Consider the following 21093-nt stretch of genomic DNA (forward strand, 5'->3'; position numbering starts at 1 on the left):
GGGGTTTTTGTTTCTTTTTTACCCTTTAAAAAAGAAAGGGGTTGTGAGGGTTGCTTTTTGTGAGATTTATCGATTAAAGAAGAATCTATCATCATCTCGTAATCTGCACCCAGTATGTCTCCCCGACGAAGGAGGGGCCGCATCCGTCACTCAACACTAGTTATTCCCGTTCAGTAATAGGTGAGCGCTGGATACGACCCTTCCTGCGTCAGGGAGATTACTATTCGTGAGCGCAATCGGACTGGTAATCCCTTATAAAAAAAGGAATAAACATTCTATCACAGCGAATCTTGCAACTTCACAAAAATGAAAGATAAAAAAACGCAAGAAATCACACATAATTCCTAAAAATTATCACAAAAAACGACTTTACTGAAAAAAAAATTTAATTTAAAATTCATACAGTTTACACAATGATAATTAAATATTAACGCTAAATAAAAACTACGTTCCTTATACTTCTTGGTAAAAAACCAAACTTCCTTCAGTAATTTAACAGACAAAAACTACAATATTATCATTTTTCGATTTGGAAACTTGAGAAATTCTAACTAAACTAGCATTGAAATTGCATTATACCCCATATAATGTGATTTTAACCAACAAACAACACGAGCTAACCTTATGAAACTTGAATTATTTGAAGAAGTACAAAGTACGCTGCAGCACTTTGTACGGCATTTTTCTAAAATTGCCCCCTGTGGGAATTTAAATTCCCTTGCTTTTCAACATTATCACTTTAATAATTTTAAAGCAATGACCTCTACCTTATTTGAAGCCCTATTGCATATCAACTATGCACAGCTTCAAAAAAGTGAAGACAAAATAACGTACAACACTCCTTTTTCTCTTACACTTAATGAATCCTTAGGACTTATCAGGGAAATTGAATTCACTAGAATTAAACAAGACAAACGAGAAAAAATACTAGCAGCAGTTCGTCAGGAAATTAAGGATAAGTTTAGTCATCAACCGGCTAATACGTATACCAATATCCACTTCAACTGCCTAGATCGAACCAAACAGATGTGCTCCCTAGTTGGAACCATTCACATCTCAACAAATAGGGAATTTACAGTCAACCTATTTTACCTCAAAATTGAAACCCAACTGGAAGATCTCCTTTTAGATTTTAATTTTTATCTCAAAGACAAAAACAAACATCAAACCATCTATCACAACTTATTACAGACAGAAACTGCCGATGATCTAAAACTACTTTCCCTACTACAAAACCACAATTTATCACTAGAAGAGTTTCATAACAACTTCCTATACTTTTATGGGGATACTTTGACTAACTATCAAAGAAAAGAACGTTTCTTAAAATCACTTGAATTACTCCTTTTCTCTCAAAATTCGATGGAAGAGATTAAAAAAACATGTGAAGAAACGAGATCTCCGTATAGTTTGAATCAGTTTTTTAGTAATCCTAGAAGTTCTAGAGCTAATGCAGTTATCCGATATAATGTTAGTTAACGGTTGACGGTTTACAGTTAAAACTATAATACTGACGGTAAACAGTTTACGGTTAACCGTAAACTGTCAACCGTAAACATTTTTTTCCTATCTTTGTCTTTAGGTATATCACCTCTTTTAACTATTAATTCAAGTTAATGAAGAAATATTTATCCATAGTATTACTCTCGTTATCCGTACTTGTTACAGCGAATCCAATCATCAGTTGGAATTGCAACGACATGAGTACGGCTATGGCTGGTTGTATGGAGATGGAGGAAGATGTGATGCCTTGTTGTGCTACGGATGGCATGGATAGCCACAGTAATATGGCTGATATGATTTGCTGTTCGCCTATGGCGCGCATTCACACCGTTCAGGCTGACTTGCAAATTGAACAAACGGCAGCAACACCTAAAAACAAAGAAAAAAGAGCTGTAATTCAAGTAAAATGGTTTAATTCCAACTACTTAACCGATTTACAATCGGTTGATCTTACTGCCTCTTATACTACTCCTATTGCTGGTGATGGATTTAAATTTACTTCCGTCGACCGGCTTTCCTACATTTGTCTTTATCGTATATGATACCGCTACATCTTAGTTAGCCACCATACTCTATGAGGGTTCTTCCTCTTTTTGAGCTAACTCAGATGATTTTCCAATATTTTTTCGAAACCCAATTTCTGTTTAGTTTACACTAAAAACAGACCGCACAACTGATTTATTTTCAATCATTTGTACGTGCTTTTTTTATATCTTTAACTAAAAAGATTGCTCAATTCGTATGAAAGATACTGATTCATGCGAAGTCCTTGGTGTTTCCTCTAGCGTATTATTAACACTTTAAAGAAATCTATATGCTTAATAAAATCATTAAGTATTTCCTACATAATCGATTAATTACGATGTTAATCTTAATTATCGTTATCGTATGGGGATTAATCACAGCCCCATTTAATTGGCATCAAAACCTATTGCCAAGTGATCCTGTTCCTGTAGATGCTATTCCTGATATCGGTGAAAACCAACAGATTGTAGCTACAGAATGGATGGGACGTTCACCCAAAGACATTCAAGAACAAATTACATATCCTCTAACGACTTCCTTATTAGGCGTTCCAGGAGTAAAAACCATTCGAAGCAGTTCGATGTTTGGTATGTCTTTCATCTATATTATTTTTGAAGAAGATGTAGAGTTCTACTGGAGTCGCTCTCGTATTTTAGAAAAATTAAACTCCCTACCAGCAGGAACACTTCCAGAAGGAGCTATTCCTACATTAGGTCCTGATGCTACGGCTTTAGGTCAAGTATTTTGGTATACCCTAGAAGGTCGAAATCCTCAAACGGGAGAGCCTACTGGGGGTTGGGATCCTGACGAATTGCGTACCATTCAAGATTTTTACGCGAAATACAGCTTAGCTGCTGCTGAAGGAGTATCTGAAGTAGCTTCTATTGGAGGCTATGTCAAAGAGTATCAAGTAGAAGTTAAGCCCGATGCGATGCGCGCGTATAATGTGTCTATTATGGATATCATGAGCGCCATTCAAAAGAGCAACTTGGATATTGGTGCTGAAACCATTGAAATTAATAAAGCGGAATATCTGGTTCGCGGTTTGGGGTACATCAAGAGTATCAAAGACCTAGAAGATGCTGTGATAACTGTGCGAAACAATGTTCCAGTCAAAATAAAAGACGTTGCCTTCGTCAACTTAGGCCCCGCTACCCGAAGAGGTGGTTTGGACAAAGAAGGGATTGAAGCAGTTGGCGGTGTTGTTGTTGCTCGTTATGGTGCAAACCCGATGGAGGTTATTGACAACGTAAAAGGTAAAATCAAAGAAATGGAAGCAGGTCTTCCACAGAAAACACTTGCTGATGGAACAATTTCTAAAGTAACTGTCGTTCCTTTTTACGATCGTTCTGGTTTAATCAAAGAAACTATCGGTACACTAGAAACGGCTTTAGCACATGAAATATTAATCTGTATTATTGTCGTTATTGTTCTTGTTATCAATCTTAGGGCTTCGGTCATTATTTCTAGTATTCTTCCGATTGGTGTATTGGCGACTTTCATTATCATGAAATACATGGGAATTGAAGCTAATATTGTAGCCTTATCGGGAATTGCCATTGCCATTGGAGTGATGGTCGATGTCGGCGTCGTCTTTGTGGAGAGTATTATCCGGCACATGGAAGAAGAGCGAGAACGCGGGGTAGAAAGTCGAGGACAAGCATTTATCAATCTGATTATCAAAGCGGTTTCCGAGGTTTCTGGTGCTTTATCCACGGCCATGCTAACGACAATCATCAGTTTCTTACCTGTTTTTGCTATGGAGGCACAAGAAGGGAAACTCTTTAAACCTTTAGCTTATACTAAAACATTTGCCTTAGTTTCTGCTTTTTTACTGGGTATTATCATTTTACCTACCCTAGCCTATTACATCTATTCCATAAAAACAGACAAGGCTAAAGTGCGTAGAATTGCCAACTATATCTTGTGTGTATTAGGTATTGCTTTATGGATTTACACCGGTGTATTCACGGCATTTGCCCTAACCTTAATTGGGATTAACAACCTTTATACTCCAACTTGGCGCAATGAAAAAACGGCAAATTATGTCAATGTGGCCATTACATTATTTATTGCTGTTTACTACCTCGCTATTGAATGGTTGCCTTTGGGAACGCAAGCCAGCACAGGGCTTAACTTTGTTTTTGTCATTTTAGCTATTGGTGTTATCCTAGGGGTATTGTGGTTGCTGGTGATTTATTATGAACAAATCTTGCGATGGGCCTTAGCCAATCGTTGGAAATTCATGACTATTCCAATTATTACGGTTGTTTTTGGTATGTTGGTTTGGCTAGGTTTCAATACGTCTTTTGGTTTTGTTGCCAAAGGATTTGAAACTGTAGGTTGGAAATCATTTAGAGAAACCGCCTTTTGGCAGAAATCTTCCGCTGCTTTCCCTGGTATTGGTGAAGAATTTATGCCGAGTTTAAATGAAGGGTCTTTCTTATTGATGCCAACGAGTATGCCGCATACAGGAATTGAACAAAACTTAGCTTTTATTCAAACCTTAGATAAACGCATTCAAAATATTCCTGAAGTCGAACTAACCATTGGAAAATGGGGACGTGTAAACTCAGCTCTTGACCCTGCTCCTACGCAGATGTTTGAGAACACCATCAATTATAAACCAGAATATTTCTTGGATGAAGATGGACATCGAGAGCGTTTTAAAGTAGCCAAAAATGGCGAATTCGAATTATTGGATGGTTCTACCTATGCTGTAGCAAATGGATATCGTCAAATTCCAAGGGATAGTTTAATTCCAGATAAAAAAGGGAAATTCTTTAGACAATGGCGTCCAGAAATTAAAAATGCAGAGGATATTTGGCAACAAATTGTCAATGTTTCTCACCTTCCTGGGTTAACCTCAGCACCGAAGCTTCAACCGATTGAAGCGCGTTTGGTGATGCTGTCAACGGGAATGCGTGCTCCTATGGGATTAAAAGTTTCTGGTCCTGATTTGGAATCGATTGAAGAAGGAGGAAAAGCCTTAGAAACGGCTTTGAAAGACATTCCTTCTATCATGTCGTCTACGGTCTTCTACGACCGTGCAGTTGGAGCTCCATATGTTGAAATTCACCTGAATCGAAACAATATGGCGCGCTACGGAATTACCGTTGCAGATTTGCAAGAAGTACTCGGAGCCGCCGTTGGAGGCATGCAGCTGACAACAACTGTTGAAGGGCGTGAACGCTTCCCTGTTCGCTTGCGTTATCCAAGAGAATTAAGAGATAGTCCTGATGCCTTAGGTAAACTATTAATTCCAACGGCTACTGGAGTGCAAATTCCACTTAGTGATGTTGCTGATATTACCTATGCCAAAGGATCACAGATGATTCAAAGTGAGAATACCTTCTTATTGGGGTATGTTATTTTTGATAAGATTAGTGGAAAAGCAGAAGTAGATGTAGTACGTGAAGCAGATCAAATTTTAAAAACAAAGTTGGAATCGGGTGAACTAACGTTACCTAAAGGGGTGACCTATACGTTTGCAGGAAATTACGAACAGCAAGAACGCGCTGCACAACGCTTACTTTTTGTTGTTCCGATGAGTTTATTGGCTATTTTATTGATTTTATATTTCCAATTTAAAACCATCACAGCTTCCTTGATTCACTTCTCTGGTGTATTTGTTGCTTTTGCAGGAGGATTCATCTTGTTGTGGCTATATGGACAACCGTGGTTTATGAATTTCTCTATTGGTGATATGAATATGCGGGATTTATTCCAAATGCACAGCATCAATTTGAGTATTGCCGTCTGGGTTGGGTTTATTGCCCTATTTGGATTAGCTACCAATGATGGAGTATTGATGGGAACTTATATACACGATACATTTGAAGCCAGAGATCCAAAGACTAAACACGATATCCGAGAGGCTGTTGTTTATGCTGGACTTAAACGTGTTCGTCCTGCAGCTATGACAACCGCTACGGCCTTAATTGCGCTGCTTCCTGTTATGACTTCAACTGGTAAAGGAGCGGAAATTATGATTCCGATGGCAATTCCAACCTTTGGTGGAATGCTCATCCAATCCATGACCATGTTTGTTGTACCCGTATTTCAATGCTGGTGGAGGGAATGGGCCATTAAAAAAGAACAAAAATCAAATGAAAAAATCGTCGAAAATGAATAAGATATATGCTATACTTCTTGTTGTTATGGGGCTATTTGCACCAATGACAACGATGTGGGCACAAGAGAGCAAGGTAGATTCGTTGGCCTACTATACCCAATTGGCACTAGAGAACAATCCTGGGCTGAAATCACAGCGATTGGCCTATGAAGCTTTTTTGGAAAAAATTCCACAAGCTGGTGCATTTGAGGATCCGGAATTATCGATGGGTTTCTATACTAAACCCATGGATATTGTAGGAGGAAGACAAATTGGAGATATTACTTTAATGCAAATGCTCCCGTGGTTTGGTACAAAAAAATCAGCCAAAAAGGAAGCCAATCACATGGCTAGTATGCAAATGCAACAATATAGAGAAGCAAGAGAAATGGTTATTTTACAAGTGCACACCCAATGGTATGTACTACAAAAGCTACAGCAGCAAGTAAGCAATGCCCAACAAAACAAGGATCTCTTGGAGCAATTGGAACAATTAGCCATTAAGAAATTCTCTTCTCCTTCTGGAGCTACTGCTTCTAACAGCATGGCTTCAAGTACTCCCGCAGCATCCACTACAACGAATAGCAGTGGTGGTATGGGAGGCATGAATATGGGAGGTGGTGCAACAGCAGCAGCTAATACACCTACTTCTACCCCTTCATCCTCTAGCAGTAGCGCCATGGGGGGTATGAGCGGTGGTGGCAGTGGTTCTGGAATGTCCGATGTATTGCGCATCCGATTGGAAACCATTGAAATTGAGAATACCATCGAAAGTTTACAAGCGCAAATCAAAGCTGAAAAGGTAAAATTCAATGCCTTACTTGACCAAGAAATCCAAGCAGTAGTTACTGTACCGCATGCCATTGAGAAAGTGCCTTTTTTCCTCACAGATGAAGAAGCACAAACCATGATTGAGTCCAATAACCCCATGTTGGCCATGCTTACAGAAGAAGGGTTGGCGTATCAGGCAAAATCGGCCATGGATAAAAAAATGAGCTATCCTATGATTGGATTGGGTGTCCAATACATGATTATTGGCAAAACGAATGACCCTATGTTGGCCATGGGGGATATGAATGGAAAAGATATGATCATGCCCATGGTAACGGTGTCTCTTCCTATATTCAGAAAAAAATACAAAGCCCAACAAGAAGAAGGGAAAAAATGGTGGAAGTCTAGTGAGGAGAAGTATAAAGACACCTACAATACTTTACTCGCTTCGTATTACAGCTTTAAAAATCAAGTGGAAGATACGGAACGCACCATTACTTTATTAGAAAAGCAAACCACCTTAGCAGAAACGACGTTTAACCTAATCGTCAAGGAGTTTGTAACGGGAAAGAGCGATTTAACGAATGTGATTCAAGTACAACGCCAATTATTGGATTATCAGCTAAAAAAAGCAGAAGCCATTGCCAATTACAATACGCTTGTAGCCTCAATTGAAAATATCACGGCTACTCCTAACGATTTATAATACAGAAACCATGAGTAAATTAAACGATATATTTAAAAATAATGCAGTAAAATACGGAGCTATTTTACTAGTTGGACTTCTTTTGGGCTGGTTGGTTTTTGGAGGATCAGCTACGCATGAACACAATGGAGAACCTGCACCGACAGAAGAGGCTGCAGTCGTTTGGACTTGTTCCATGCACCCTCAAATTAAAATGGACAAACCAGGAAAGTGTCCTTTATGTGCGATGGATTTAATTCCACTGAAATCTTCAGGTGGTGGAGAGGATGCCATTGATGATGATGCCATCCAAATGTCAAAAGAAGCCGTTGCTTTAGCGAATATTCAAACTACAGTGGTAGGTCGTCAAGATGCAATCAAAGACCTACAGCTCTATGGAACTATTCAAGTAGACGAACGTTTACAGCAATCACAAACGTCACACGTCAATGGGCGTATCGAGAAATTATTTATCAATTTCACTGGTGAATCTGTTAAACAAGGGCAGCTTATTGCAACCATCTATTCACCTGATTTGTTAAATGCACAACAAGAGTTATTAGAAGCGAAGAAATTAACGGATTTCCAACCGCTATTACTCGATGCTGCCAAAGAGAAATTGAGGTTGTGGAAAATGTCTGATGCTCAAATCAACAAAGTTCTTTCAACGGGTAAAGTTTCGCCTTATGTGAGTATAACAGCAAATACGAGTGGGATTGTAACAGCAAAAAATGTCAATCAAGGGGATTACATCAATCAAGGATCAGTCTTGTATAGTATTTCGAACATGACTAAACTTTGGGCCGTTTTTGAGGCGTATGAAGCGGATTTACCTTTCTTAAAAGAGGGAGATGTATTGGAATATACGCTTCAAAGTATACCTGGAAAAGTATACCGCGGGAAGATTTCCTTCATCAATCCTATTATTGATGCAACTTCTCGTACAGCCAAAATTCGCGTGGAAACAGATAATAAAGATCAAGCGCTAAAACCGGAGATGTATGCTACAGCAACGGTTCAAGCACCAATTCGAGAGCACAACAATCAATTGGTTATTCCAAAATCAGCTGTATTGTGGACGGGAAAACGCTCTGTTATTTACGTGAAACAACCTGATACTAATACACCTGCTTTCAAAATGAGGGAAATTGTTTTAGGCCCATCTTTAGGGGATAATTACGTAGTCACTTCAGGTTTACAAGATGGAGAAGAAATTGTAACTAGAGGGGTATTTACTGTTGATTCTAGTGCGCAATTGGAAGGAAAACCAAGCATGATGAACAATGACACACCTACTATTACACATGCAGAAAATGAAGGACACGCGATGTTTACTGTTTCTGGTAATTGTGATATGTGTAAAGCGCGTATTGAAAAAGCGGCGAAAAGTGTAGCTGGTGTAGTAAGTGCAACTTGGAGTTCCAAAGACCAAATGCTACATGTGAACTTTGATAAGACCAAAGCAGATCAGCGCAAAGTAAGTCAAGCTATTGCTGCTGCAGGTCATGATACGGAATTGGACAAGGCATCAGACAAAGCCTATGATGCATTACCTTCTTGTTGTTTGTATAGCAGAGATCAAGCGAAACCGAAGCAACAAGAACAGATGAAACACGATCAACATCAAGCGACACCTACGAAACCAATGGCAAAAGACGGCCATCAAGGGCATGCCATGCTGAAGGTGAAAGGAAACTGTGTCATGTGTAAAGAGCGCATTGAAACAGCAGCTAAAAGTGTAGCAGGCGTTTCTACGGCTACTTGGGATGTAAATGCAAAAGTATTACACCTCAACTTTGACAAGGCTAAAACCGATGAAAAAAAGGTAAGTAAAGTCATTGCAGCGGCAGGACATGATACTGCTTTTGACAAAGCACAGGACAAAACCTATAACAGTTTACACGGTTGTTGTCAGTATGACCGCTAATTTAGCTTAGAAACCAAGGAAAATCGCTAAAAAGAAAAGGATTCAATTTTCTAATTTCCAATCAGTTATTTTATTATTTTCATTTTTATGCGATTATCCTTGGTGTTTCTATAAAAAATAGAATATATTTGCACCATCAAAATGAGAAAGTATCAGTACTATTTCTTTTTGATGGTCTTTAAATCATTCATGATTTAATGGTCCAGTAGCTCAGCTGGATAGAGCAACTGCCTTCTAAGCAGTAGGTCTCAGGTTCGAATCCTGACTGGATCACAAAAAAGCCTTCGAAAAATCGAAGGCTTTTTTTATTTATTTGAAGGAAACTTGCGTCTAAACTTTCGAATTACTAAATCCGTTTTCTTCTTTCGTACTTCTCAGAAAAATCAAACGGTCTTTAAAAATCAAATATTCTACCTGCATAGGAGTCTCTACCGAATGCAAGAAAGTATTATTAAGAGCTGATACATTAGATTGAATATGATGTAAACCTCCTGATAATCTAATCCACCCCTCTTGTGTTGCAGCACTTCTGTGTCGTACTTCCGTCAAATACCACTCTGCGGCAGTACCCCGAAAAACCTGTACTGTTACTGATGCATCTCTTTTATTTCTAAGTGCCTGTATTTGGGATAGATTCATCAATAGATATATAGTAAATAGCAAAAGAATCGTCGAACCAAAAATAACACACATATAACCAAACATTTCCCAACTTGCACTCCCCTCTTGATATTCAACTAATCCTAAAGTTCCAAGAATGATAAGTAAAATAATCCCCGCAAGTAATGCAAATTCCCCTACCCCTTTCCATTGCCTACGAGATACGATTCGCCAATCTTCTGCAGTTGCCTGTCGGTCCTTCATGCATTGATCTTGATTAGGGTAAATAGCTCCAGCAATCTTCCCATTCGGTAATAAGTAAAGTTCTATCGCTTCATTGGTTTTGGCAACAACCTCCTTAAATTGAATCCCCCGAAATGTTCCAAATCCTGGAATTATTAATGTGCTTTCGAAAACTTGTCCATCGATGATATACCTTACGCGTTTTCTAGGCAACGACTGTATATGTTCCAATTGTCCTTTAATCACTGAAAAATCCCCCTTATCCAGCGTATTATCTAACAATTTTGTCCATTTATAATGATAGAAGGCAAAGTAGCTACAGAGAGCAAAAAAAAAGAATAAGATAAGCACTAAAGCCAATTGAAAACCTATGTTTTGCCCCATAAAAGCATTAATAGCAACGAGGAGTACAACAAAAGAGAAGCAAGCTGCAACACCTGAGATAAACGAGAAAATATGATGATACCTCCTGTGCTCTTGCAATATCCTGCGAATTAACGATGGTAAGATGGAGGACGTTTTTTGATTCATGCGGTTACTTTATCTTTTGCTGTAAAGTTAATTTGTTATTTCTGATAAAACAATGCAGTCAAGTTGCCCAATTACAAATCCAGGCTTCGCTCTTTGATACAAAATTAGAACTTGGTTATTCTCTTTTTATTTTCTGTAAAAACCAAGGTCAAATGAATGAAAATAAAAGAACGCTATCTACAAAAGAAAGAAAAACTGCCTATCTTGTTAAGAATTAAAGGTTTATTTTTTTAACATTTTAACTTCTTCTATCTTTAAAAGAACCAATTTTAAACGATAAATAAAAATGAAAAAATTACTAGTAGGATTAGCCTTAGCACTTTCTTTTGGTTCATTTGCCAACACTAAAGAAAACGATAAAAACGAACAAGTCATAGAAGTACAAAATTGTTATCAGATAGAAATATACGCGGTTGAATTTTTTCAAGGGATAAAGCTTGGTTCCATGAAAATTGGAACCCATCGCAATCTCTGTACGAGTTCGGAAGCGTGGACGTGGTATAATGAAGTTATAGCCTCTTATGACGGGGTAGGTGGATATAACCCATTGACAAAAACCGAAGTTCGAATCCAAATTCCTTTGATGCCTGAGCTATTAGCAAAAGATAAATGTAATGATTTAGGATTCAGTGTTGTAACAAAGCCATTACCTTCGGAGATCATGTAAAAGAAAAGAGAAACTTTCTTTCTATAAAAGCACCAAGCTACTAAGTAAAATTAGTAGCTTTTTTTTTTTAAAGCAACCTATTGTTCATTCTTCTATCTTCTCTTACTTTCATTGAATGCTCTCTTCTTTCAAGATGGTAAGCATCGAATAAATTCGCAACCAAACTCGTGATTTTCCAATACAACAGTCAGGCTTACTAGTTTAAAGAACGCCTCTTATTTTCTCTTTCACAAAAAATGAATACAACAGTATATCACTGTTTGCTATACAATAGTTATAAAAGAAAGAAAAACTACCTATCTTGTTAAGAATTAAATGTTTATTTTTTTAACATTTTAACTTCTTCTATCTTTAAAAGAACCAATTTTAAACGATATAACAATGAAAAAATTACTAATAGGGTTAGCCTTAGCACTTTCTTTTGGTTCATTTGCCAACACAGAAGAAATAGACAAACAAGAAGAGCAACGATTAGAAAGAATCAACTGTTACGAAATACAAATTTATGCAGTAACATTTAACCAAGGAGTTGAAGTAAATTCTACACGAATTGGAATACATCATAAAAGCTGTACAGATAGCGAATCTCGTATTTGGTATCAAGAGGTTGTATCCTCGTATGACGGGATGTTCCATTACGATCGTCAAACACAAACAGGGACATTAGTACAAATACCTTTAATGCCTCACCAAATGGCTGATGACGTTTGTGGAATATACACAACCATGCCCGTTATTACTAAATAATATACAAATAGGGTGTCTTTTTGAGACACCCTATTTTTTTTTTACAAAATATATTCGCTTCTATTTCGCAACTGAGTTAGAATACCAATTCCATACAAACCTATTCTTCTTTAATTGCATAGCAAGCTAGATATAGCCCATGACAAACAAGTAAAGCTAAACCAGTTAAGAGCAATAAATCTACAGGAATTAAATTGGTAGCTGCAGAGATAATAAAGGTCAACATCAACTGCAAAGACCCTAACAAAGCAGATGCAGATCCGCTATTTTCATGGAAAGGTTCTAAGGCTAATTTAGTTGTTGCTGGGAATAAAACACCCAAGGTCAAAATAATAAAAAACAAAGGAACTAAAAGCCATTCAATGGGTTGTTGCATCATACACAACCCGAGGAAAATTATACTACAAAAGAGTCCTAGTATTGTGGTGTATAAAATAATCTGACGAATGGACCACCAACGGGTAAAGGCACTCGATACCCAAGCCCCTACCATCAATCCAACTGCATTAAAAGCAAAGATATAGCTAAATATTGCAGAGGATAATTGACCATATTCCATGATCAAATAAGGTGCGTTTGCCAGGTAAATCATCAATATACTGTAAGTTACACTGCCGATTAAAGTATATTTTAAGAATATTTTCACTCGTAATACCGCTCTAAAATCTTGAATTAAATTGCGCTTTTGTATAGGATCTATTGCCTTGACTTTCGTTTCAGGCAAGAAAAATACAACCAAAAGCAACGAAACAATACCAAGTACAAAAAGGGTAATAAACGTAGATTGCCATGTAAAATGAGACACCAAAAAGTTTCCTGCAACGGGTCCAATAATTGGAGCAACACCCGCAATAATAGCTAAGAGTGAAAATACACGCATAGTATCATCTTGTTCGAAATACTCATTGACAATTGCCCTCGCGATTACCACACCTGCACACCCCGCAAAAGCTTGGAAAAAACGAGCAATCCAAAACTGTTCAATATTCACGGAATAAATACAAGCAATAGTCGCGGCTATAAAAAGCAACAATGAGGCAATTGTTGGCCATTTGCGTCCATACTTATCTGAAATAATTCCCCAGAATAATTGACCGACAGCAAACCCTGCTAAAAACGTCGAAATAGAAAATTGAACTGCCTTTAAATCGGTTTGATAGTATTGAGAGATTTTTAAAAATCCTGGCAAATACAAATCAATACTAAAAGGCTCTAATGCAGATAATAGGGCCAAAATAAAGACCACAATAAACTGCTGTTTCTTTAACTTACTCATACTCTTTTTCTAAAAGTGCAAAAATACATCGAGGTTAAAGAGTAAAACTTATCCTAATAGGACTTATCCTTGGACTTTTTTCACCTGGGCTCTAAAATCTTTGGGAGTTTGATGTGTGAGTTTCTTAAAAAAACGATTGAAATAGGAGACGTCAGAGAAATTTAATGTATCAGCTATCGTTTGAATATTCTCTTCGCTATAGCCTACTAATCGCTTTGCTTCCAGTGCTAAACGCTCTTGTAGCTGTTGTTTTAATGTCTTCCCAATAGCCTGATATAAAATTTCATTCATTCGCTTGACAGAGAGCGCAACTTGATCCGCATAAAACTCGTTTTTTCGCTGCGTAATATAATGTTCTTCTATGAGTTGCAATAATTTATGCATGCGTTCATCTAATACAATATGCTTTTCTGCTATTAGGGGTAAATCCTGTAAATGAACAATATACAATTGTAAATACTGTTCCAAAACGGTTGGTCGTTGATGCGTATTGAATTCAATTTCAATCAACAAATGCAGATATTCTAAGCGTAAACTTTCTTCAGCAGTTACCTCGAATTTCAACTGGTTATGCCCCGTAAAAAATTGCTGTTTGGCTTCTTTAAACAAGACACTGTGAAAGTAATGTTTATCAATAGCTAAGCAATAACCTCTACTGAAGCGCGGATCAAAATGGTGAACCTGACCTGGATAAATAATCCAAATTTCTTGGGGTTTAATCGGATAGGATATAAAATCTATTTCGTGTTCTTGAGGGGAATCGACAGCCACAAACCAATAGATTTGATAAAAGTCGTACTGATAATGCCCCTCAAATTCAAACAGATCAATACTCTCCTCGATTCTGTAAAATTCAATGGGTATATTTTTATCACTTTGCTGAACTTGAACAACTTTTGCTTTTGTCTTCATGAGTACTTTAGATGAGTTCACCCTGCAGTATTTGATTTCCACTTCCTGCAGTTTGTCTACTAAATAAGAACAAAGATAAAGTTTTAAAAAAATAAAATGCCTTTATTAAATCAATGCTATTAGACTTTCTATCTTTCCTTATTTCTCTACTATTATCCTAAAAACAAGTTTAACAACAAGTACAGAAAAACCTCCTAAATAGTTAACAATCAGACTTATTTTAATAAAAACACGTATTTATTCTTAAATTAGGTTAACCAATTTTTAATTTATACGATTATGAAAAATTTATTTTTAGTATTGACTTTATTCTTGTCTTTTAGTGCTTTTGCACAGTATGATAAACCAGCACCAAAACCTGATATATCAGGCTGGTTTCGATATGAGTTCTATACTTGTGACAGTAATGGCCACCGAATTACAGATCATAGGAATCCAAAGTACAAGAAATTTACAGTAGAAATATACCAAACCATTTATGGCACACCACCTACGGGTATTTTATATACTATTGTTCAACAAGTTTCAGATCAAATCTGCCAATATGGTGAACTTTCTCGTTTTTATCCTAATGTAAGAATACTTGATATTGAATACTCTTCTTATATTGGTATAGGAGACCCAATAACACCAGATCCAATAATAATTAAACCCATAAAATAATAAAAAAGGCTCGTATATACGAGCCTTTTTTATTATTTTACAATTGAGTCATTGTTACTAATTGAGCATGAGGCACTTTAAAGTGCTGCATACCATCACTAAAAATATAATGATTGACTTGTTGTTTATCTGTATAATCTAACGCAATTAATTTTTTATCTCTACTTACAGATTCTACTTTTCCATTGCGTTCTTCTTTATACGAAACCATAAACCTTTTTCCAACTAATTCGCAAATGCTAGTGGTATCTAGCTCAAAAATCTCATTTGAGGTCATATTTTTAAATTTTAAATGATATTCTTGTAAGATACTAAAAATTAAGCAGATAAACTAATTTAGCTACGGTAGGCAGACAGTTTAGCTTCTCAAATGAACCTTATTATCGAATGAAATCACGTTTTCTTATAATTTTGTCGACCAATTATCTTTCATCCTTATATTCAATACATAAAAAAACTATCTTTATTTTCTAATTGTTAGCATCGATGAACATGTCTTCTTTCAACTTAAAAACAATAGAACTAAAGAGTTTTATTCCGGCAAAGGATTTTCAAACTTCCCTAGCTTTTTACACCGCTTTGGGTTTCGAAATTTTGTGGCAAGATGAACAACTATGTCTATTTGCACTAGGGCAGACCAAATTCTTTTTACAGAATTTTTATACCAAAGAGTGGGCAGAAAACACCATGCTCCATTTACATGTAGAAAATGCAGATGATTGGCATACCCACATACAAGAATTAAATCTACACCGTACCTTTACTTTTACTTTGACAGATCCTGAAGATCGAGCATGGAAAATGCGTGATTTTGTTCTCATTGACCCTTCTGGGGTACTTTGGAGAATTGCACATAACATCTAAGGGTATTATTTTTTTATTCCACGCTTTACTTATTTCTACTAACCCAATCAATATGTATACTTCTCTTCAACTTGAATTCCAACACATCGTTGGTCAATATTCAACAGATCAAAATTTAATTCAATCCTATTGGCTTGAAATAAAAAAGCAATACGAAACAGCTGGGCGATATTATCACAACTTAAGCCATCTCAACAATATACTAGAGGAGTTAAATGAGATACGTGCTGAAATAAACGATTGGGAGGCAATCTTATTCTCTGTTTTTTATCATGATATCATCTATGATGCCCGTGCTCAAGATAATGAAGAACAAAGTGCTCAACTTGCAAAAGAAAGATTAACCATTCTTCAACTACCAGAATCAAAAATAGACTTAATTTTCAATCAAATAGTAGCAACTAAGCAACATCAAAAATCGACAAATTCAGACACCAATTACTTTTTGGATGCAGATCTTAGTATTTTAGGGAAGGATTGGGAGCAATACAAAACTTATTATCAAAATATCAGAAAAGAATATGCCATTTACCCTGATGATATATATAACCAAGGTAGAAAAAAAGCACTTACTCATTTTTTAACCTTTGAGACTATATTTAACACTCCTTATTTCAAGTCAAAATACGAAAATCAAGCTCGACTGAATATAGCAAGAGAAATTAATCTTTTATAATTATCTCTCCATTTCAAAAAACCTTAAATAAACTGTTTTAACTTTAAAAAAATAAAAATATAATGATTATTTAGGCATTAATCACTATTAAAAATAAAACAATCATATTTGTTAAATTATTTTTTGTTAAATTTAACTAACTAATCTTTTAAACTATTTAATTATGAAAAAAGTTTTATTAGCATGTTTAACATTAACATTACTATCTTGCTCAAAAGATGATGCCTCATCAACATCAACGCAATTGGATAAAAGCATCCAAACCTCAGATTCCAACATTGGTTATGAATCCCCTTATAATTTCTATGGGTCTGGATCAAATATTGAGCATAATCAAATTGATTATTATTTTATTAATGAAACAGATTATTATTTTTATGTCACTCCGAATTTTGGAATTGGCTTTCACATTAATGACGGAAACTACTATGGAAACGGCTCAATGTTTAATATCTTAGGCACAGGTGGTCAAGTATATGGAAATTATGTACCCGCAGATGAACTGATTATAAAACCATATTCTTCTCATCTCATTTCTTCCTTTTTACCTGTTCCTAATACTGCTATAATGTCTGGTCCTAATCTTTTTAGTTTTTCAAACCCTATCATTACGAGTTCAGAGAAAAGTGAACTAACCAAACGTGGTAAACTTTTCTTCTATGATTTCTCTGTACTTGACAACAATACTCCTATTGTGGCAAATGAACGAGTAAAATTAAATTTCCCTTATGATGTTAATAGCAGTACAGGATTACCTGCTCCATGGGTGTATTTACCTTTTAATGATAACCACTTTGCAGATGAATTAATTTTCAATAAAGAAACTTTAGAGGTTTGTTCAACTATAAGTTCCTCAGGTATATACAAAAACAAATATACGTTTAATTATGGAGGTGTTGATTACTTAGTCTTTGTTGAACAAAGTACTTATAAAGTAATTATCACCTTACAAAAAGTGATTTAACTAATAGATCAACAAAAAAAAGTCTTTGGGAAACCAAAGACTTTTTCTTTTATTTTGCTTGAATTAACTCGTCCAATGTTACTCTAAATTTGGAGCTATTCCAATCTGCAGCTCTGAATTTTTTCACTACGATATTCCCGTGTTTATCTATGACATAAGAAGCGGGTAATGAAGTAGAATATAAAGCCGCTGGTGGCCCATCTTGTTGAAAGTAACTCGGTAAGGTATATCCATGTTTCTCTTTAAACGCTTTTACTTTCTCAGGAGTATCTGTTGTAACAAATAAGAAGACAACGCTATTTTTATAATCATCATATAAGGCTTGAAAACTAGGTTTTTCTGCAATACAAGGAGGACACCAAGTAGCCCAAAAATTCAAGATAACAACTTTTCCTTTTGTTTGGTTTATATCAAATACACGACCTTCTTCATCTAATAAAGTCCAACCGTCCAAGCTTACCTGCTCAACATCTTCTTGCTTCTCTAAACTGGGACTCATCGCTATTAGTCGATTCACCCAAACCTTAAACGTTGTCCCCAATGGAGTGAATAACAGCACAAAAAGAATAAGGATAAAAACCAGATTGCCTATCCACCCTTTTTTCTTTTTTTCTCCTTTATTAAACATACCTAAATTTATTTAGCATAAATATATAAAATTTACACCCATACTGCCAAATAAAAATTATTAATTTTATTTTTAATAATTTTTAACCTTTTTTATTTAATATATTCACAATATTATTCCTTAAACATATCATCAAAGGTAATTTCTTTCCTTCCTGGCAATACAATATTTAAAATAATACCAATAATGGAAGCCAAAGCCATCCCCTCAATAGACATTAAATCACCTATATGGATCGCTGCACCCCCTATTCCAATGATTAAGATGACAGAAGAGATAATTAAATTGCGTTTTACTTTAAAATCCACATTATTCTCTACTAACATACGCAAACCACTTGAAGCAATAATTCCAAACAACAAAATTGATACTCCGCCCATTACAGGAGAAGGTATAGTAGCTAACAAAGCTGTTATTTTTCCACAAAATCCAAATAAAATAGCAAAACAAGCGGCTCCAATGAATACATAAATACTAAAAGCACGCGTGATAGCTAATACCCCTATATTTTCTCCATAGGTTGTATTAGGTGGTCCGCCAATTAAAGACGCTAACATCGTAGCTACTCCATCCCCTAACATAGAACGATCTAGTCCTGGGTCCTTGATTAAATCTTTATTGACTACTTTACTCAATACCAATTGATGCCCGATGTGTTCCGCGATAGGTACAATCGCCACAGGTAGCATCACAAATACAACATATAGGGTTACAGTTGGTGTATAATCTACAAAAGGAATGGTAAAATTAGGCACCTGAAACCAAGCAGCTTCCATCACGGGCGCAAAGTTGACAACTCCTATACTAGCTGAAAACACATACCCTCCAATAATTCCAACTAAAACAGGAATAACACTCAAAAAACCTCTGGTAAAAATAGCCGCTATAATGGTAATAGCCAAAGTAACTAAACCAATGGATACATAGGTAATATCATATTCATTTGATGGATTATTGGTAATCATACCAACAGCTGTACTCGCCAAGCCCAAACCAATCACCATAATCACAGGCCCCACTACAATAGGAGGTAGTAATTTCATCAACCAATTGGTACCTGCTTTAGCAATTAAAAGTGCTACTAATGAATATACCACACCTACCAAAAAGCTTCCTACTAAGAAACTTCCCACAGGTACATCATTTGTGGTTACTTGTTCCATTGCCTTAATAGCAATGATGGGATTAATAAAAGCGAAAGAAGATCCTAAATAAGAAGGGACTTTTCCTCTCGTAATGGCGATAAAAACCAGAGTACCTATCCCACTTGATATCAACGCAATGGCAGGATCCATTCCCGTTAAAGTAGGTACTAATACCGTCGCCCCAAACATGGCAAATAGATGTTGAATACTCAACAATAACCATTGCCCTAATTTGGGTTTTTCATCAATAGCCAATACAATGTTTTGATCTGTACTTTCGTTCATGTTGTTATTTATTTAAAAACAGGTACGAAAATAGAGCATTTTCACACAAAACGGAAACAATAACAGCGTATACTTCTATTTAGCAGTTCTACTTCTCGTTGTTGCATAAGTAGATAGCAAAGCTAGAGAAGCTAAAATTACAAGGGTAATAAAGAATCCGCCCCAATTATCGTTGTTGATAAAAAAACCAGTTGAACTTCCAATTAATGTAGATCCCATATAGTAAAAGAACCAATACAAAGCAGTCGCTGAACTTTTCGCCTTGCCTCCCAATTGAGTTACCACACGACTGGCGATGGTATGCCCGCTAAAAAAAGCAACCGTAAAAATGGTCAAGCCCAATAAGATGACTACTAAATTCGCTATATACATCAACCCTAATCCCAACAACAATAATCCCAAGGCTAATAATAAGATATTTTTGGCTGCATAGCGATCAGATAAGCGTCCAGCAACTAAATTACCGACAATACCAAAGGCATACATCAAGAAAATTAAAGCAATAATATAATGAGGTAAACTATAGGGTGGTGCTTCTAATTTGAAACCTAAATAATTATAAATACTGACGAAAGTTCCCATCAAACAAATCCCTACCACATACATGGCTAAGATTTTTTTATTTCGAAAGATGCTTTGCATCTGACGCATTTTCTTATTGAATTTTACTTTTTGAGGTTGAAAAAATTGAGATTCTGGAAAGAGATAGTAAAATACAATGGCAATACTAAAAGCAAGCAAGCCAATGGTAAGCACTGCAATTTGCCAATTGAACCATCCACTGACTAAAGCGGCAATAATACGCCCAAACATTCCTCCAAAGGTATTTCCGGCAAGATAAAAACTAATCGCCGTTCCGATGGATTTAGAATCGATTTCTTCTGCTAAATAAGCCAACGTAACCGCTGATACTCCAGAGATACAAATCCCCTTTAAAAAGTTAATATTAATCAGTAGTGCAAAATCATATACAAAAACGGAAAGCAACGTCAACAAGGTCGAAGTCACCAGAGAAAATAACATGATATCTTTACGAGGATAACGATCTGCAATAAAAGCGAACAATAGTAACCCAATAGCCATCCCAAAGGTAGAGGCTGAAACCAAATAACTACTTTCAGCTGGAGTTACAGCAAAAAATTGCGTAATTTCTGACAAGAGCGGTTGGTAGTTATACAATTGGGCAAATACAGATACGCCTATTAAAAAGATGCCCCATTTGATTCGCTTATAGCGCACACTACCTTTGACTGCTTTTTCTGCTTCGCTAAAGTCAATATAAGCGGTTGTTGCCATTTTTATCTTGATATTTGAAGTAAAGTTAAGCTTAAGTTCTAAATTTGTAAAACGGTATTTTTCTATAACAT

At 36.1% G+C, this 21093-nt stretch carries 18 protein-coding genes and 1 tRNA gene; 12 read left to right on the forward strand and 7 right to left on the reverse strand.

Translation table 11 applies throughout. The annotated features are described in order from the left end of the window. The first annotated feature begins 624 nt into the window (after window positions 1-624). The 6 genes from ACUTSE_RS16125 (at window position 625) to ACUTSE_RS16150 (ending at window position 9798) form a co-directional block, all read left to right on the forward strand. The gene (locus ACUTSE_RS16125; RefSeq protein ID WP_002986210.1) at window positions 625-1479 is read left to right on the forward strand and encodes a hypothetical protein; all 855 of its coding nucleotides are present in this window, start codon (window positions 625-627) and stop codon (window positions 1477-1479) included. A 137-nt stretch (window positions 1480-1616) separates the two neighbouring features. After that, window positions 1617-2045, forward strand: a complete 429-nt coding sequence (locus tag ACUTSE_RS16130) for a hypothetical protein (protein ID WP_002986216.1) — start codon at window positions 1617-1619, stop codon at window positions 2043-2045. Between the two features lie 272 nt (window positions 2046-2317). Beyond that, window positions 2318-6163, forward strand: a complete 3846-nt coding sequence (locus ACUTSE_RS16135) for an efflux RND transporter permease subunit (protein WP_445640969.1) — start codon at window positions 2318-2320, stop codon at window positions 6161-6163. Then, a complete protein-coding gene (locus ACUTSE_RS16140; protein ID WP_445640970.1) occupies window positions 6156-7619 on the forward strand; it encodes a TolC family protein in 1464 nt (487 codons plus the stop codon). Before ACUTSE_RS16135 ends, ACUTSE_RS16140 begins: the two co-directional genes overlap by 8 nt. 10 nt (window positions 7620-7629) lie before the next feature. Then, the gene (locus ACUTSE_RS16145) at window positions 7630-9525 is read left to right on the forward strand and encodes an efflux RND transporter periplasmic adaptor subunit (protein ID WP_445640971.1); all 1896 of its coding nucleotides are present in this window, start codon (window positions 7630-7632) and stop codon (window positions 9523-9525) included. A gap of 199 nt (window positions 9526-9724) precedes the next feature. Continuing rightward, window positions 9725-9798, forward strand: a tRNA-Arg gene (locus tag ACUTSE_RS16150). A gap of 57 nt (window positions 9799-9855) precedes the next feature. Here ACUTSE_RS16150 and ACUTSE_RS16155 read toward each other — a convergent pair. Further along, window positions 9856-10899 carry a hypothetical protein gene (locus tag ACUTSE_RS16155; protein WP_445640972.1) on the reverse strand — a complete coding sequence of 348 codons (1044 nt, stop codon included), beginning with the start codon at window positions 10897-10899 and terminating at the stop codon, window positions 9856-9858. 286 nt (window positions 10900-11185) lie between these two features. Here ACUTSE_RS16155 and ACUTSE_RS16160 point away from each other — a divergent pair, with 286 nt between their 5' ends. Beyond that, on the forward strand, window positions 11186-11566 hold the full coding sequence (locus ACUTSE_RS16160) for a hypothetical protein (protein WP_445640973.1): 381 nt from the start codon (window positions 11186-11188) through the stop codon (window positions 11564-11566). 381 nt (window positions 11567-11947) lie between these two features. Beyond that, the gene (locus tag ACUTSE_RS16165) at window positions 11948-12313 is read left to right on the forward strand and encodes a hypothetical protein (RefSeq protein WP_445640974.1); all 366 of its coding nucleotides are present in this window, start codon (window positions 11948-11950) and stop codon (window positions 12311-12313) included. 100 nt (window positions 12314-12413) lie between these two features. Here ACUTSE_RS16165 and ACUTSE_RS16170 read toward each other — a convergent pair whose 3' ends face one another. Then, complete coding sequence (locus ACUTSE_RS16170; RefSeq protein ID WP_445640975.1) at window positions 12414-13589, reverse strand: multidrug effflux MFS transporter; 1176 nt, start codon at window positions 13587-13589, stop codon at window positions 12414-12416. A 63-nt stretch (window positions 13590-13652) separates the two neighbouring features. Continuing rightward, window positions 13653-14501: a helix-turn-helix domain-containing protein gene (locus ACUTSE_RS16175; protein WP_445640976.1), complete on the reverse strand. Its 849-nt coding sequence runs from the start codon at window positions 14499-14501 to the stop codon at window positions 13653-13655. 279 nt (window positions 14502-14780) lie between these two features. Between ACUTSE_RS16175 and ACUTSE_RS16180 the strand changes: the two genes are divergently transcribed. Then, window positions 14781-15164, forward strand: a complete 384-nt coding sequence (locus ACUTSE_RS16180) for a hypothetical protein (RefSeq protein ID WP_353103237.1) — start codon at window positions 14781-14783, stop codon at window positions 15162-15164. A gap of 37 nt (window positions 15165-15201) precedes the next feature. On the opposite strand, the gene ACUTSE_RS16185 is transcribed toward ACUTSE_RS16180, so the two are convergent. After that, a complete protein-coding gene (locus ACUTSE_RS16185) occupies window positions 15202-15441 on the reverse strand; it encodes a hypothetical protein (RefSeq protein ID WP_002986538.1) in 240 nt (79 codons plus the stop codon). A 209-nt stretch (window positions 15442-15650) separates the two neighbouring features. On the opposite strand from ACUTSE_RS16185, the gene ACUTSE_RS16190 reads away from it, so the two are divergent. The 3 genes from ACUTSE_RS16190 (at window position 15651) to ACUTSE_RS16200 (ending at window position 17668) form a co-directional block, all read left to right on the forward strand. Then, on the forward strand, window positions 15651-16028 hold the full coding sequence (locus ACUTSE_RS16190; protein ID WP_445640977.1) for a VOC family protein: 378 nt from the start codon (window positions 15651-15653) through the stop codon (window positions 16026-16028). 52 nt (window positions 16029-16080) lie between these two features. Next, window positions 16081-16704, forward strand: a complete 624-nt coding sequence (locus tag ACUTSE_RS16195) for an HD domain-containing protein (RefSeq protein WP_445640978.1) — start codon at window positions 16081-16083, stop codon at window positions 16702-16704. A 163-nt stretch (window positions 16705-16867) separates the two neighbouring features. After that, window positions 16868-17668, forward strand: coding sequence for a hypothetical protein (locus tag ACUTSE_RS16200; RefSeq protein ID WP_445640979.1), 801 nt, complete (start codon window positions 16868-16870; stop codon window positions 17666-17668). Between the two features lie 49 nt (window positions 17669-17717). Here ACUTSE_RS16200 and ACUTSE_RS16205 read toward each other — a convergent pair whose 3' ends face one another. The 3 genes from ACUTSE_RS16205 to ACUTSE_RS16215 form a co-directional block, all read right to left on the reverse strand. Next, window positions 17718-18296 carry a TlpA family protein disulfide reductase gene (locus tag ACUTSE_RS16205; protein WP_002986550.1) on the reverse strand — a complete coding sequence of 193 codons (579 nt, stop codon included), beginning with the start codon at window positions 18294-18296 and terminating at the stop codon, window positions 17718-17720. Between the two features lie 113 nt (window positions 18297-18409). After that, window positions 18410-19726 (reverse strand): solute carrier family 23 protein, encoded by a 1317-nt coding sequence (locus ACUTSE_RS16210; RefSeq protein WP_445640980.1) that lies wholly within the window; start codon window positions 19724-19726, stop codon window positions 18410-18412. Between the two features lie 75 nt (window positions 19727-19801). Next, on the reverse strand, window positions 19802-21022 hold the full coding sequence (locus tag ACUTSE_RS16215; RefSeq protein WP_445640981.1) for an MFS transporter: 1221 nt from the start codon (window positions 21020-21022) through the stop codon (window positions 19802-19804). Window positions 21023-21093 lie beyond the last annotated feature (71 nt).

The sequence above is a fragment of the Myroides sp. TSA_177.3 genome, from assembly GCF_052691955.1.